The organism is Psychrobacter aestuarii (assembly GCF_904846035.1).
Lineage (GTDB): Bacteria > Pseudomonadota > Gammaproteobacteria > Pseudomonadales > Moraxellaceae > Psychrobacter > Psychrobacter aestuarii.
In genome coordinates, this window is the sequence record NZ_CAJGYT010000001.1 from 1,801,766 (window position 1) to 1,816,031 (window position 14,266).

Below are 14,266 nucleotides of genomic sequence, written 5' to 3' on the forward strand. Positions count from 1 at the left end.
TGAAAAACAATAAGGCATCACTATGATTCCGTTCATTGCTGAAAAACAGATTCATCAAGTGCTGATAGGGAAAATAAACTTAAGGTCATTTGAGCAATGGCTATATGAAGACAAAGTATTAGAGTCTAGCAACCCTGATTTGTATCTTGAGTTGATTTCATTTGATTATAGTTCTGAATATGAGTTTTATGATAGTTTTGCGAAATATGTCCACTTTTATAAATTTGAAGCTGAACGAATAACAGAATATTTGAACTCAATCATTGATAGAGATGAAAATTGTAGTCATGCGACTCGGGAAATGTACGAGCTATATTGTCACGGTTATGAGTTTCTTCAAAAGTTAGGATTAATTTATGGCTTATGCTTGGTAGATTGCTCTCACCCAGTTAGCTTGGTCGACGGCTGTGCCAGTATTATTGATAAGTTTTATCCTGATATTGTTGATGATGCAAAGAATGTCATACGTTGGTTAGAGGACGGCAAAATTGTCTTCAAAGGTCAGGACAATGGCTACGGTATTTTTGAATATGATGATTTTCGTAGTGAATCGGAAATTGTGCAGGGTAAAGCATAATGGTCTAAAAAAATTCTTTTTTATTCATTTAATTTTTTAACTTTATTGACCTTTTTTGATTAAGCAGACGGTTTTTTTTATGACACAAGACACCATCACCCGCGCTGAGCGTGAGCTGTATTTGACGCTATTGGCATGGTCAGAGCAGCGCCCATCGGTCAATGAGTGGCTGGCGCGCCTGCCGCATTGGCTTGCGCACATCAAAGACAAAGCCAACTACGCGCACGCACCAGCTTACCAAGCGTCAGTAGCACGTTTACCAAAGTTGGCGGTCAATCGTGTCGATCTGAGTAGTGATACATTAACGGTTGATACAAGTCTTAATCAGTCTCAGCATAAACAAACGACAGCGTTATTAAAGCAACTCATGCCGTGGCGCAAAGGACCGTTTCAGATTGGGGATGATGAGACAGGCATCACCATCGACACCGAGTGGCGCAGCGATTGGAAGTGGCAGCGGGTTGCGCCGCATTTGAGCAGGCTGGATGGTCGCCGCGTATTAGACGTGGGCGGCGGCTCAGGTTATCACGGCTGGCGTATGGCTGGGGCGGGGGCTGATACGGTGATTATCATTGACCCGTCGTGTTTGTTTTACCATCAGTTTATGGCGATACGTCATTTTGTCGGCGCGGCAGATGCGCATGAGACGGGTCGCTACCGCACGCATTATATTCCTGTGCCGCTTGAAGCCTTACCTGAGCACAGCCAATTGTTCGATACCGTGTTTAGCATGGGCGTGCTGTATCACCGCGCCTCGCCGTTTGAGCATTTGCAGCAGCTCAGAGGACAACTGGTCAAAGGCGGCGAGCTGGTGCTCGAAACCTTGGTGGTCGAAGGCGATGCCAATACGGTATTGGTGCCCCATGATCGTTATGCGCAGATGAACAATGTGTATTTTTTACCGTCTGTCGCCGCACTGACAGGCTGGCTAAAAAAAGTAGGCTTCTCGGATGTGCGCTGCGTTGACGTTGCGGTCACCTCCACTGAGGAGCAACGACAGACCGACTGGATGACCTACCATTCGTTGACAGACTTCTTAGACCCCAATGACCCGACCAAAACCGTTGAGGGCTATCCTGCGCCCATGCGCGCAACCTTGGTCGCCAAACGCGCTTAAGCTATAAAAAAGTGCAGAACACTGAATATCGTATAACTTAGATAAAATGGATATAGCGTAAGACACACGCCCGATTAAACACTATTTTTCTTGCTTGCTGTAACTTCGTCTTTTGCTGCTGCGAAAAATAGTCTTTAATCTCGCTGTACTGTTTTTAAATTAACTTGATCCTATAAAAAACAGAGCCATTATCAACCGTGGCAGATTATATAAACCATTTTTCAAACGCGACTTCCATCAGTAGCTTAATCAAAAAGCCAACCGAGCCTGCGCCCAAGGCTAAGAAAATCCAAAACGTGCCTGCGTGTCCTGCTTCAGACTTTTTGGAGATGTCCCACATGATAAAAAACAAAAAGGTAATAAAGATGGGCAATAAAATATAAAGCCCCCAATCGGTAATGGTGCTGGCTGCAATCGCAAACATAGCGTCATCCTATTGATAAAAGATAAAAGCGCCCCTAAATCAACGTCGTATCGCTCGGCGGTAGGCGCGCAAGTAGGGCGTATTATACGTCAGATACGCCGCGCTATAAACGGTCAACGGCAAGGTGGCACAGGAATACGACAATCTGTGCTAGATGCTCTGTCAGCATCATCCAAGGCTGCCAAAATCGGTTGCTCATCATCAAAAAAATCCATCATTAACACACAGTCGCCGCAGCTATTTTTTGGTGAAATGATGCAATTGCGGGTAAAGATTGTTATATTTACAGGTTATCTGTTTTTTTTGATTTTGCTTGACGGCGGTTCCTATGGGTTTCTTGGCTGTCAGCTGTTTTTATTTTTAATTTGAGTGCATCCTTTATGTCACAAGCGCAAATCGATACCTTAGCCGCACTGTTTGATACCGCTGCCGATACGCTAAAAGCGGACGGCACTTTGCCGAGCGATTGGCAAAACAACAGTCAAATTACCCGCACAAAAGACGCCAGTCACGGTGACTTTGCCAGCAACATCGCCTTAGTGGCAGCAAAAGCGGCAAAGACCAACCCGCGCGCCCTCGCCGAGCGTATCGTAAGCGCGCTGCCTGAGAATAAAGACGTGCGCCAAGTGGACATCGCAGGTCCAGGCTTTATCAATGTCTTTTTAAACGCGGATGCTAAGTTTGCGGTGTTGAGCGATATTTTTGCGCAGCAAGAACGCTTTGGCCTCAGTGATGAGTTTAAAGGGCAAAAGGTGCAGGTCGAGTTCGTCTCTGCAAACCCAACCTCCAGCCTACACGTGGGACACGGTCGCGGCGCAGCGTTCGGTATGAGCGTGGCAAACTTGCTCGAAGCGGTTGGCTATGATGTGACGCGTGAATATTACGTCAATGACGCAGGGCGTCAGATGGATATTTTGGCGACCAGCACTTATTTGCGCTATTTGGAATTGAACGGCGAGCGCGTCACTTTCCCAACCAACGGCTACCAAGGCGACTACGTACGCGACATCGCCGAGAGCGTCAAAGCACAGCACGGCACAGACTATGTGCATCCGTTTGCCAGTATCGCAGCGGACGTGCCTGAAGATGCGACATTCGATATCAATGACGCGGGCGAAAAAGTATTGCTGTCAGGTGATAAAGAAGCGCACATTGATGGATTGATTGCGGGTAGTAAAGCGCTTCTGGGCGCGGACGGCTACGCGCTGTTTTTAAACGCGGCATTGACCAGCATCTTGGCAGACATCAAAGACGACTTAAATGACTTTGGCGTCAGCTATGAGCGCTGGTTTAGTGAAAAGTCTATCGAAGCTGAGATTGAGCCTGCCTTGCAAGTGCTTGAGGACAAAGGCTATCTGTACGAAAAAGATGGCAACATCTGGTTTAAGTCGACTGATTTTGGCGATGAAAAAGACCGTGTGGTACGCCGTGCCAATGGTCAGAGCACGTACTTTGCCTCAGACATCGCCTATCATAAAAACAAGTTTGACCGCGGGTTTGATAAAGTGGTCAACGTCTGGGGCGCTGACCATCACGGCTACGTGCCTCGCGTACAGGCGGCATTGACGGCGCTCGGTATCGACGCTGAGCGCTTGGATGTGGTATTGGTGCAGTTCGTCGCGCTATGGCGTGGCAGCGAAAAAGTGCAGATGTCATCGCGTTCAGGTCAGTTCGTTACCCTGCGTGAGCTACGTGACGAAGTCGGCAACGATGCGGCGCGTTTTTATTATGTGGCGCGTAAGCCTGAAGTCCATGTGGACTTTGACTTGGAATTGGCAAAATCACAAAGCAAAGACAACTTGGTGTACTACATTCAGTACGCACACGCCCGTGCATGCCGCGTATTAGAAAAGCTGGCGAGCCTCGGTCTGTCGGTCGATGATGCGGCGGGTGCTGAGTACGAGCAGCTGCTTGATGCGCCGAGCGAAGATGAGCTGTTAAAGCTACTTGCTGCCTATCCAGCGACCTTGCGCCGCGCTGCCACAGGCTATGAGACGCACGTCTTGACCAACTATCTAAAAGAGCTTGCCGCCTTATTCCACGGCTGGTACGACAGCAACCGCATCTTGCCTGTCAGCGTCACTTCAGGGGACGCGCCAAGTGCGGACGAAATGGCACTGATGCAAGCGCGTCTGCGTCTGTCAAAAGCGGTGCAGCAAGTATTGGTGAATGGGCTTGAGCTGCTCGGCTTGTCTGCGCCAAGCAGCATGTAAGCAACAAGACCGTTTTGCATCAAGGCAGCCTGCCAGCATAGCGTGCGCATGCGCCTTGTTGCGATAAGTTTGGACAGCTATCCGCTGTCATTACGGATAACGACCATCTATTGGTAAGGAGAAAAAATCCATGTTAGCCAAAAAACCTAAAGGCGCGACCACCAAACGCGAGCGTAGCAGTGTCGCAGGCTTATTATGGATGTTCGTGGGTGCGGTATTGACGTTGATGATTGGCGTATTTTTGTACCTATCGCCACTGTTCGACTTTAACAAGTCGCCAGACAATGCCAATGACACCGACAGACAAGTACAGCCGCGAGTCAACACCGACACGGACAATGAAGACTACGAGTTTTACGACATTTTGCCCAATCAAGAAATGGTCGCCATCCCTGATGAAGAGTTTGGCGATGGCAGTCAAGCACAAGTCGGCGACAATGGCTTTGAGCCTGATGTGGTCGTGACCGAGCCGCCTGTAGACAGTGGCAACTTTGGTGTGTCGGAAACCACCACCATCGAGCCAAGCGGCACCAATGCGGCAGGCAGCGGTGATGACGGTCAAATCACCGTCGTTGAAGAAGACGCGACTTACGATGCGCCGAGCGCGCCGAGCAACAACGGCAATGGTAATGCCAACAGCAACAATGGTAACGGCAATGGCAATGCAGGACGCGCCAGCGTACAAAGCGCAGGCGGCACGACCTATATCTTGCAAATCAACAGCTTTAGTAATGCTGATGAAGCCGACCGCCGCCGTGCGCAAGTATTGATGGCGGGCGTCGATGCCAAAGTGATTAAAAACACCACGGCAAACGGTGAGCCGATTTATCAAGTCATCTCGCGCACCATGAACAGCCGCCAAGCGGTCAGCCGCGCGCAGCAAAGCCTACAAAACAATGGCATTGATTCCATCATCGTTGAGCAGCGCCGCTGATGGGCTAGGCTAAGCAAAGCCATAGCGTGCCCACCTGCTCAATGACGGTACGTTGTAGCAGAATATAAGCCGATGAATAAAATAAAAAAAGCGTCTGGTTATGGCGCTTTTTTTAGCGCTACAATATATGCCCGCTGTCAGTAGGGCGGGTGTTTTGATTGGGTTATTAGGGATGCGTTATGGACAACACCTCACAAAGTAGGCTCAAAGCCTTTTTTCACAAATACTTTATCGATGCCTTTACAGGGATGGCGCTTGGCTTGTTCGTCACCCTGATTGCAGGTCTGATTATCTCGCAGATAGGCAACTTTTTGCAGCTGCCTGCATTGATGGCGATTGGCAAGCTCGCTTCCATATTAATGGGCGCGGGTATCGGTGTGGGTATCGCCTATTATCTTAAAGCGCCGACACTGGTGATGCTCAGTTGCTTGGTAGCGGGGATGCTGGGCGCGCACTCTGAAGCGTTGATGGCAGGCACGCTGTTCACCCCTGTTGAGGGTGCGCCTGCGACCTTTACCGCCGTGCCTGGCAATCCGATTGGCGCATATCTGAGCGCGGTTTTTGCGTATCGCGCAGGGACACTGGTGGCAGGCAAGACCAAATTGGATATTTTGCTCATCCCGCTGGTGGTCTGTGTGGTGGCGCTCGCGGTCTGCGCGTGGCTCAATCCGCCTGTGGTGGCGGCAGTCAATGCCATCGGGCAGGGCATTCATGCGGCGACCACACTCCAGCCACTTCTTATGGGCATCGTGATTGCGGTGGTGGTCGGTATTTTACTAACCATGCCGACATCCAGCGCGGCGATTTGTATCGCCATTGGTTTGGGCGGTGTGGCTGGCGGCGCAGCGGTCGTGGGCTGTGCGGCGCACATGATTGGCTTTGCCGCCGCCAGCTATAAAGACAACGGCATGAGCGGCGTTATCTCGCAAGGGCTGGGCACGAGCATGCTACAGATTCCCAATGTGCTTAAAAAGCCCATTATTCTACTGCCCGCAGTGGTTGCCAGTGCCGTGGTCGGTCCAATCGCTACGGTGGGCTTTGGGCTGGCGTGTACGGCGACGGGCGCGGGGATGGGCACGGCAGGGCTGGTCGGTGTGTTCGGTGTGTTAGAAGCGTCCAAAGACATCATGCCGCCTGCGCAAATGTGGACGGCGATTATCTTATTGATGTTCGTCTTGCCTGCGCTCATTGCATGGGGAACCGCGTTTATCATGCGCCGTGCGGGGCTGATCGTTGATGGTGATATGAAGCTGCCTTAACTGCTTGGCACAAGTAATACGCAAAAAAAGTCCAGCGCTCAGGCTGGACTTTTTATTGGGCAATGCGAAAGACGGTTTACACAATCTTTGGCGCGCTGCCGGTGTTAATCACGTCTTCATCGACCGTGACCGAGGTTGCGCCTTCCATTGAGGGCAGCTCGTACATGGTATCAAGAAGGGCATTTTCAACGATAGAGCGCAGACCACGTGCGCCTGTTTTACGCTCAACCGCGCGTTTGGCGATAGCAACAAGCGCGGCCTCGGTGAAGGTGATTTTCGCGCCTTCCATATCGAACAAGTACTCGTACTGTTTGACCAAAGCATTCTTAGGCTCGGTCAAGATTTGTACCAGTGCCGCTTCGTCCAGCTCTTCGAGCGCTGCGATGACCGGCAGACGACCGATAAGCTCTGGAATCAGACCAAACTTAATCAAGTCTTCGGGCTGTACTTCTTGCAGCAAATCAGAGCTGCGGCGGCTGTCGTTTTTTGAGCTGACTTCAGCATTAAAGCCAATGCCGCCTTTCTCAGTACGCTGCTGAATGACTTTTTCTAAGCCTGCAAACGCGCCGCCTACGATAATCAAGATATTGCTGGTATCGACCTGAATCAGCTCTTGCTGTGGGTGCTTGCGACCGCCATGCGGTGGAATCGCTGCGACCGTGCCTTCAATCAGTTTAAGCAAGGCTTGCTGTACGCCTTCGCCCGATACGTCACGGGTGATGGACGGGTTGTCGCCTTTTTTACTGATTTTATCAATCTCATCAATATAGATGATGCCTTGCTCGGCTTTGCTCACGTCATAGTCTGAGGCTTGCAGCAGCTTTTGTACGATGTTTTCCACGTCTTCACCGACATAGCCTGCTTCGGTCAAGGTAGTGGCATCCGCCATGGCAAAGGGCACATCCAGTAGGCGCGCTAAGGTTTGCGCGAGCAAGGTTTTGCCTGAACCTGTCGGACCAATCAGCAGGATATTACTTTTTGCCAGCTCAACCATCGCGTCATCTGCGCCGATTTTGGCTTGTTTTTTGTCTTTTGCCAGCGTTTGGCTGACTTTCAGACGCTTGTAGTGGTTGTATACCGCAACCGCCAGCGCTTTTTTGGCAGCTTCTTGACCGATGACGTACTCATCAAGGTGCGCGCGCAAGGCTTTTGGCGTGGGCAGTTTTTTATTGACCCACGAGGTATCCATGCTGTCATCGTCGTCACTGTCGGTGATGCTGCCATCGGCAAGCAAATCGGTGCACAGCTCAATACATTCATTACAAATATTGGCGTCTTCTGCGCCTATCAACTGTTTGACTTCATCTTTGGCTTTACCGCAGAACGAGCAATGCGGCTGATGGTTATCTGCCATAGAGTGGTACTCCTAAAATAATCGGCTTTCGTCTTATTGCTGATGCTTTGTCACTATCCAAGCAAGCAAATCAATGGGTGTCGGTACAAGCGCCATCGGCACGCCCCTAGAGCGTGCCAAGTAGCGCCAAGGTCGCAGGCTTATAGGGCTGCTGGACGACGCTCCAATACCTCATCGACAAGACCGTAATCTTTTGCCGCCGCCGCGCTCATAAAGTTGTCGCGGTCGGTGTCTTTTTCTAGACGCTCAACAGGCTGACCTGTGTGCTCTGACAACAAGCGGTTTAGCTTGGCTTTTAGCTCAATGATTTCGCGCGCGTGAATCTCGATGTCGGATGCCTGACCACGGAAACCGCCAAGGGGCTGGTGAATCATCACGCGAGAGTTCGCTAGCGCATAGCGTTTGCCTTTTGCGCCCGCTGACAGCAAGAACGAGCCCATAGATGCCGCTTGACCCATGCAAATGGTCGATACGTCAGGCTTAATAAAGTTCATGGTGTCATAAATCGCCATGCCTGCGGTCACCACGCCACCTGGCGAGTTGATGTACAGGTGGATGTCTTTGTCTGGGTTTTCTGCTTCCAAAAACAGCATTTGCGCGACAATCAAGTTCGCCATGTTGTCTTCAACTTGACCGGTCAAGAAAATCACACGCTCACGCAATAGGCGCGAGAAAATATCAAACGAGCGCTCGCCACGTGAGGACTGCTCTACCACCATCGGTACAAGGGCATTTTGCGCAGCGGCGTCTTGGTGGGCGCTCATTAGCGTATCAAAATGCGGATTGGCAGTAATACGGTCATAATCTGTCATAAATACTTCCTATATCTCAATATAATTCGCAAAAAAAAGTCATCATCGACGCAAGTGCTTGTGTGGTGATGATGAAAAAGAGGTGGTCTGTTTTACATGGGTTGTTATAAGAATACGTTACGATAACCGCATTTCATCATAAGCGTCCGTTTGCGGCAATCACTGTCCACGCCGTGCCTGCACGCATTGCTCGCGGTCATCATGGCGGTCTGTGCCAAGCGTGTCGCCTCAGCCTACCCAGCGCATACGATAACGCATCAGCCTAAACATAAGACACCAGCGCAAGCTTACGAACATTAAAAAAACGTCTCCTATTAATAAGGCGTTTGCCTGCATTTATCAAGAGCTGGTGACACAAAGCCAAAACAAAAATGCCCCAACATGGTGTTAGGGCATTTTTGGGTCATCAAGACGGCAAAAAAGCAAAAATTACATGCCTTGCTGCTGCTGTGATGCCAATAGGTCTTGATAGCTGACTTCTTTGTCAGTCACTTTGCCTTGGGCGATGATGTAATCAACCACTTGGTCTTCTAGTACTACAGACTCAATGTTCGCACGTTGTTGCTTGTCATTGGTGTAGTATTCGATGACCTCAGCTGGGTCTTCGTAGTTTTCAGCGGCTTCTTGGATAAAGCGCTCAACACGCTCTTGATCCACTTCAAGACCTTGGGTGTCGATTAGACGTGCGACGATGATGCCTAGACGCGCTGCACGTAGGGCTTGGTCTTCGAACAATTCGTTTGGCAGCATGTCTTTGTTAAAGCTGTCTGCGCCTGCGCCGAACTGCTGCGCAAAACGCTGCATCATCATGTTACGCTGACGCTCAATTTCTTGCTCTAGCATCGCGCTTGGTACGTCAAATTCGTTCTTTTCTAGCAGTGCGTCAAAAGCGGCTTGTTTTACTTGGCTACGCGCAGCGTTTTTGATTTCGCGTTCCATGTTTTTACGCACGTCTTCTTTTAGTTTGTCAACGCCGCCTTCTTTCACGCCGAACAGCTCTAGGAACTCGTCGTTGATTTCTGGCAGTTTTGATTTTTCAACTTTTTTCACGTTGATTTTGAACTGTGCTTCTTTACCAGCAAGCTCTTCTGCTTGGTAGTCTTCTGGGAAGGTCACGTCGATGACTTTTTCTTCACCCGCTTTCATACCTTTGATGCCCGCTTCAAAGCCTGGAATCATTTGGTTGCTGCCGATAATCAGTTTGAAGTCTTCTGCTGAGCCGCCTTCAAATTTTTCGCCGTCGATTGAGCCTTCGAAGTCAAAAATCACTTGGTTGCCTTTGTCGGCTTTACCGCGTTTTTCAACGAACTCTTCGCGCTGCTTTTGTAGGTTCTCAATCATGGTGTCAACGTCGTCATCGTTAACACTTGCGGTTTGACGCTCGATTTCGATCTCGTCAATGCCTTGTACATCTACTTCTGGGAAGATTTCAACGGTCGCTTGATAGACCAAGAAGTCGTCTTCTAGTTTCACATCATCGATGTTTGGCATGCCAACCGCGCGGATGTCTTCCGCTTTGATGGCTTCGAATACGGTGTCACGAATCACATCGTTGATGACTTCTTGCTGGATGCCAGCGCCGTACTGTGCGCGGATGTGCGATACAGGAACGTTGCCTTTACGGAAGCCGTCGATTTTGGCAGTTTTTGCCACTTGGCGGATACGACCGTCGACTTTCTGCTGGATTTTTTCTACAGGAACTTTGACAGTCAGCTGTGTTTCTTTGTTTGACAGCTTGTTGGTGGTTACTTGTAAATCTGTAGCCATGTTAATTACACCTTTAGGATTGAAATAATGGACAACCGCGCACAAAAAAACCGCTTGGCTGCGGGCGATTGCCATGGAATGAATGGGGTATTTTATTAAATTTTAAAAGTAGATAAGTATAATCTATCTGCCAATCAAAGTAAAAGCCATCTATCCGTAGGCATTGCGCTGCTTATCGTACTGCCAAAGAGCGTTATAAGCTGGGCAGCTGCGTGAGCAGTTTACGAATGGCTTTACCGCGATGGCTGATGTCGTTTTTGTCCACGGCGCTCAGCTGGGCGGCGCTGGTTTGCAGGCTGGGCAGCCAAAACAGCGGGTCGTAGCCAAATCCGCCGTCACCGATAGGCGCGTCCAAGATTTCGCCGCGCCATAAGCCTTGGGCGATAAGCGGTAAGGGGTCATCAGCATGACGCACCATCACAAGGACACAGACGAACAGCCCTTCAATCGGGTGCTCAGGGTCGGCTTGGCGTATGGGCGCGAGCGTCTCAATCAGTTTGGCGTTGTTTTTGCTATCGTTGCCATGCTCGCCTGCATAGCGCGCCGAATGGATGCCAGGTGCGCCGCCAAGCGCGGGCACGCACAGCCCAGAATCATCAGCGATGGCGGGCAAGCCACTGATACGGCTGGCATGACGGGCTTTAATCAGCGCATTTTCAATAAAGCTTTTGCCATCTTCAATGGCATCATCAATGCCCAGCTCGCCTTGCGGCACGACATCAACGCTCAAGTGCGCGCTAGCAAACAGCCGCTGAAACTCGGCAAGTTTGCCTTTATTGTTGCTCGCAAGCACCCATTGGGCAGGCTGGTCAGTAGAAGTAGGGGCAGGATGATTCATGATAAGACTCTCGTACTGGCGTCACCATAGATAGGGATGGCCATTTGAGGATGGACATAACATTCGGTAACGGATATTATCTGCGACGGTTGCTATAATAGCATTCAAGCTATAGTGAATGGTAGCTTATGAGTTGTACACTAAAAATTAACAATGCAGATATTTGCGCATTGTATTTATTTTTAGGGACGTTTTATGCTTGGCTAGCCAACGCACAGTATATAAGAATTATCATTCACCTATAACCACTTAGCCAATTTAGTTCGCTGCTTTTGGCTTTTTTGTTGCGCGGTATCGGTTACAGATGCGGCGGCAGCATTACCAGAGCGGACATTTTTTTATAACTAAACCAGCAAGGATACAATAATTATGTCTACCATCACATTGCCAGAACTACCATACGCAAAAGACGCGCTAGAGCCACACATCAGCGCAGAAACACTAGAATACCATCATGACAAGCACCACGCAGCGTATGTCAACAAGCTAAACGAATTGCTACCAGGCTCAGGTCTAGAAGACAAGACCCTACCTGAAATCATCAAAGCCACTGCAAAAGATGACAGCAAGCAAACCATGTTTAACCAAGCCGCTCAGGTTTGGAACCACACCTTCTATTGGAACTGCATGACGCCAAAAAATGGCGGCGGCGAGCCAACAGGTGACCTAAAAGCAAAAATCGAAGAAGATTTCGGCAGCTATGACAAGTTCCGTGAAGAGTTCAAAAACGCAGCAACCTCACAGTTCGGTTCAGGCTGGGCATGGCTGGTCGCTGACAAAGTCGGTGGCAAACTGTCTATCGCTAAGACGGGCAACGCAGACACCCCACTTGCACACGACCAAGTAGCTGTATTGACTTGTGACGTATGGGAACATGCGTACTACATCGACTACCGCAACCGTCGTCCTGACTACGTAGATACCTTCCTAGACAAGCTCGTAAACTGGGACTACGCAAACGCAAAATACAAAGGTCAAGACGCAGGCGTTGAAGAGTAATCTTTACGCTTAAGTTTTGATACAAAAAAGAGCGCCTTTGGGTGCTCTTTTTTTTTGGTTTAATTTGGTTTAAAAAGTGATGCTTTGATAAGAAAGATAATAAAAAACCCATGTGCTGATAACCGCCATCAAGGTAAGATAGCGGTGTCTTTTGCCAATACACATGCCGCAAAAGCGACCATAACAAATAACGAGACAATATAATGATAACCTTACAAACACCGCGTTTAAACCTGCGCCCCTTTACCGCCGACGATGCTGCCGACCTGCTCGAGTATCTGTCCAGTCCCATACCCAGCTGTTTTGCAGGCGATAAAGTCACCTCGATAGAGGCAGCCGTAGCAAAAATCGCCAAACGACAAAAAGACGAAGGCGACTATCTCGCCGTGTGTCTGAATGAGACGGGCAAAGTGATTGGCGAGATATTCTACGTCAAAGAAGAGCCCGACACCTATTCTGTTGGTTGGAACTTTAATGCGCAGTTTCATGGCAAAGGCTACGCCAGCGAGAGCGCGCAGGCGTTTATTGATTATTTGTTTGACAAAGACGATGCCAGACGCGTCTATGCGTATGTCGAAGTGGACAATGTTGCCTCACAAAAGCTCTGCGAGCGCTTGGGTATGCGTAAAGAAGGGCACTTTGTGGAGTTTATCTCGTTTATTAAAAATGCAGACGGCACGCCAAAGTATGAAGACACCTTGCAATATGCCATCTTAAAAAAGGAATGGCAGGCAAAGCGTGACGCTGCAAGCTAACGGGTATCGGCAAAAATAATCCCGCCAGCGCTATAATGCGCATTATCAATAATGAGAATAAGACGAGGGCACGGTGAATAAAGCACGCATCGCAGTACTTGCCATATTGACACTCTCGGTCATCAATTTGTGCTTTGTGATATTTAGCAACTTGGTCGGGATGCGGGCGCTGCCTGATTATTCACCGATGGTGATGACGCTGTTTAATGTGTTTTTGATGACCCTTGGGCTGCTGAGCATTTGGCAGCTGTTCGCGGGGATTGACGGTCATTTGATGCGCGGCAAGATACTGCTGTTACTCGCGGTGGAGTTTTTCGTGGTGTATATGGCAGGCATCACCAATATCTTCCCGCACTCGGTAGAGCCGATGGGGCAAACGCTGTTTATAGTACAAGCGTTTGGCGTACTGCTGGCGGTGCTGTTGTTTGCGAGTGCAGGTTGGTATATGAAAGCAGTGTCTGTGCCTGAGTCTATGTGATGGGCATGGGGTGATGTGAAAAAAGGACACGGTGGGTGTCCTTTTTTTATACGAAGATGAAATATATTATATCTACCAAGGTGAATTCCAACCGAACCAAATCCAATAAATTACTAGAGCCAAAATAGCTATGACTAATATATAAGACAGAAAATCTAGGAGAAGTGTAAAATATATAGCAAAGTTAGTACGCCACCACTCCAAGCCTTTAATGTTATAGTTTTCAGGCATTGCAAGTCTTGCCTTCTTGTGATCACTGCTAGAGTAATTTTTCGAATGAGTTTCAAATAGTTTTAATATATTGTAGTATGAATCTCTAAAATTATCATAGGCATTCTGGTCATGCAGTTTATTTAGGAATGGATATATTTTTTGTTTAAGTTCGCCGAGCTGTGTTGCACAAGAGTACATTTTTTCAGCTAAATTTGAGTAATCATTTTTATCAATTAAAAGAGAATAAACTAATACTGCAATAGTTGAGAAAATTTGAATTAAGGTTACTAATTCGTTGTTTATATTTTTCCCAAGACTGTAAGCTTGCATCAAAGATATGAGAATTAAACCCAAGGATATGGTCACAACTGTATAGGTTGAAAATTTGCTATGCAGCCTTAGACGGTCAGATGCATTGAATCTTGTTTTTGAAGTGGCATCTATTTTTTTATATAAATTATCGAAGCTATCTTCTTTTTTCAAAGTTTTTCCCTTCTATCAGAGCTATTGAAATTATTTTACACTA

At 48.6% G+C, this 14,266-nt stretch carries 15 protein-coding genes; 9 read left to right on the forward strand and 6 right to left on the reverse strand.

Annotated elements, in window-relative coordinates; all coding sequences use genetic code 11:
• Positions 1–22 precede the first annotated feature (22 nt).
• Together JMW05_RS07635 and cmoB are read left to right on the forward strand one after the other, a co-directional pair.
• The gene (locus JMW05_RS07635; protein ID WP_201504718.1) at positions 23–577 is read left to right on the forward strand and encodes a hypothetical protein; all 555 of its coding nucleotides are present in this window, start codon (positions 23–25) and stop codon (positions 575–577) included.
• Positions 578–656: 79 nt separating this feature from the next.
• On the forward strand, positions 657–1,694 hold the full coding sequence (cmoB, locus tag JMW05_RS07640) for a tRNA 5-methoxyuridine(34)/uridine 5-oxyacetic acid(34) synthase CmoB (RefSeq protein ID WP_201504719.1): 1,038 nt from the start codon (positions 657–659) through the stop codon (positions 1,692–1,694).
• Positions 1,695–1,899: 205 nt separating this feature from the next.
• Here cmoB and JMW05_RS07645 read toward each other — a convergent pair whose 3' ends face one another.
• A complete protein-coding gene (locus JMW05_RS07645) occupies positions 1,900–2,118 on the reverse strand; it encodes a DUF2788 domain-containing protein (protein ID WP_201504720.1) in 219 nt (72 codons plus the stop codon).
• 12 nt (positions 2,119–2,130) lie between these two features.
• On the opposite strand from JMW05_RS07645, the gene JMW05_RS07650 reads away from it, so the two are divergent.
• The 4 genes from JMW05_RS07650 (at position 2,131) to JMW05_RS07665 (ending at position 6,524) form a co-directional block, all read left to right on the forward strand.
• Entirely contained in the window at positions 2,131–2,487 is a 357-nt protein-coding gene (locus JMW05_RS07650) for a hypothetical protein (RefSeq protein WP_201504721.1), read from the forward strand.
• A gap of 11 nt (positions 2,488–2,498) precedes the next feature.
• Positions 2,499–4,331 carry an arginine--tRNA ligase gene (locus JMW05_RS07655; RefSeq protein WP_201504722.1) on the forward strand — a complete coding sequence of 611 codons (1,833 nt, stop codon included), beginning with the start codon at positions 2,499–2,501 and terminating at the stop codon, positions 4,329–4,331.
• Positions 4,332–4,461: 130 nt separating this feature from the next.
• Positions 4,462–5,265 carry an SPOR domain-containing protein gene (locus tag JMW05_RS07660; protein WP_201504723.1) on the forward strand — a complete coding sequence of 268 codons (804 nt, stop codon included), beginning with the start codon at positions 4,462–4,464 and terminating at the stop codon, positions 5,263–5,265.
• Between the two features lie 179 nt (positions 5,266–5,444).
• On the forward strand, positions 5,445–6,524 hold the full coding sequence (locus tag JMW05_RS07665) for a PTS transporter subunit IIC (RefSeq protein WP_201504724.1): 1,080 nt from the start codon (positions 5,445–5,447) through the stop codon (positions 6,522–6,524).
• 76 nt (positions 6,525–6,600) lie between these two features.
• On the opposite strand, the gene clpX is transcribed toward JMW05_RS07665, so the two are convergent.
• From clpX to rdgB, 4 genes are all read right to left on the reverse strand, one after another.
• Positions 6,601–7,878, reverse strand: coding sequence for an ATP-dependent protease ATP-binding subunit ClpX (gene clpX, locus JMW05_RS07670; RefSeq protein WP_201504725.1), 1,278 nt, complete (start codon positions 7,876–7,878; stop codon positions 6,601–6,603).
• Positions 7,879–8,018: 140 nt separating this feature from the next.
• Positions 8,019–8,642, reverse strand: coding sequence for an ATP-dependent Clp endopeptidase proteolytic subunit ClpP (clpP, locus tag JMW05_RS07675; RefSeq protein ID WP_201505569.1), 624 nt, complete (start codon positions 8,640–8,642; stop codon positions 8,019–8,021).
• Between the two features lie 477 nt (positions 8,643–9,119).
• Entirely contained in the window at positions 9,120–10,457 is a 1,338-nt protein-coding gene (tig, locus tag JMW05_RS07680; RefSeq protein ID WP_201504726.1) for a trigger factor, read from the reverse strand.
• 193 nt (positions 10,458–10,650) lie between these two features.
• On the reverse strand, positions 10,651–11,295 hold the full coding sequence (gene rdgB / locus JMW05_RS07685; protein ID WP_201504727.1) for an RdgB/HAM1 family non-canonical purine NTP pyrophosphatase: 645 nt from the start codon (positions 11,293–11,295) through the stop codon (positions 10,651–10,653).
• A gap of 369 nt (positions 11,296–11,664) precedes the next feature.
• Here rdgB and JMW05_RS07690 point away from each other — a divergent pair, with 369 nt between their 5' ends.
• The 3 genes from JMW05_RS07690 to JMW05_RS07700 all read left to right on the forward strand — a co-directional run bounded on the left by JMW05_RS07690 (position 11,665) and on the right by JMW05_RS07700 (position 13,527).
• On the forward strand, positions 11,665–12,294 hold the full coding sequence (locus tag JMW05_RS07690) for a superoxide dismutase (protein ID WP_201504728.1): 630 nt from the start codon (positions 11,665–11,667) through the stop codon (positions 12,292–12,294).
• A gap of 203 nt (positions 12,295–12,497) precedes the next feature.
• On the forward strand, positions 12,498–13,049 hold the full coding sequence (locus JMW05_RS07695) for a GNAT family N-acetyltransferase (RefSeq protein WP_227691476.1): 552 nt from the start codon (positions 12,498–12,500) through the stop codon (positions 13,047–13,049).
• Positions 13,050–13,122: 73 nt separating this feature from the next.
• On the forward strand, positions 13,123–13,527 hold the full coding sequence (locus JMW05_RS07700) for a hypothetical protein (RefSeq protein WP_201504729.1): 405 nt from the start codon (positions 13,123–13,125) through the stop codon (positions 13,525–13,527).
• A gap of 72 nt (positions 13,528–13,599) precedes the next feature.
• On the opposite strand, the gene JMW05_RS07705 is transcribed toward JMW05_RS07700, so the two are convergent.
• Positions 13,600–14,223, reverse strand: a complete 624-nt coding sequence (locus JMW05_RS07705) for an SLATT domain-containing protein (protein ID WP_201504730.1) — start codon at positions 14,221–14,223, stop codon at positions 13,600–13,602.
• Between the last annotated feature and the right edge of the window lie 43 nt (positions 14,224–14,266).

Coding starts and splice junctions, on each gene's coding strand:
- tig (WP_201504726.1), bottom strand. CDS start 10,457: ATGGCTACAGATTTACAAGTAACCACCAACAAGCTGTCAAACAAAGAA.
- JMW05_RS07690 (WP_201504728.1), top strand. CDS start 11,665: ATGTCTACCATCACATTGCCAGAACTACCATACGCAAAAGACGCGCTA.
- JMW05_RS07660 (WP_201504723.1), top strand. CDS start 4,462: ATGTTAGCCAAAAAACCTAAAGGCGCGACCACCAAACGCGAGCGTAGC.
- clpP (WP_201505569.1), bottom strand. CDS start 8,642: ATGAGCGCCCACCAAGACGCCGCTGCGCAAAATGCCCTTGTACCGATG.
- rdgB (WP_201504727.1), bottom strand. CDS start 11,295: ATGAATCATCCTGCCCCTACTTCTACTGACCAGCCTGCCCAATGGGTG.
- JMW05_RS07655 (WP_201504722.1), top strand. CDS start 2,499: ATGTCACAAGCGCAAATCGATACCTTAGCCGCACTGTTTGATACCGCT.
- JMW05_RS07635 (WP_201504718.1), top strand. CDS start 23: ATGATTCCGTTCATTGCTGAAAAACAGATTCATCAAGTGCTGATAGGG.
- JMW05_RS07695 (WP_227691476.1), top strand. CDS start 12,498: ATGATAACCTTACAAACACCGCGTTTAAACCTGCGCCCCTTTACCGCC.
- cmoB (WP_201504719.1), top strand. CDS start 657: ATGACACAAGACACCATCACCCGCGCTGAGCGTGAGCTGTATTTGACG.
- JMW05_RS07665 (WP_201504724.1), top strand. CDS start 5,445: ATGGACAACACCTCACAAAGTAGGCTCAAAGCCTTTTTTCACAAATAC.
- JMW05_RS07645 (WP_201504720.1), bottom strand. CDS start 2,118: ATGTTTGCGATTGCAGCCAGCACCATTACCGATTGGGGGCTTTATATT.
- clpX (WP_201504725.1), bottom strand. CDS start 7,878: ATGGCAGATAACCATCAGCCGCATTGCTCGTTCTGCGGTAAAGCCAAA.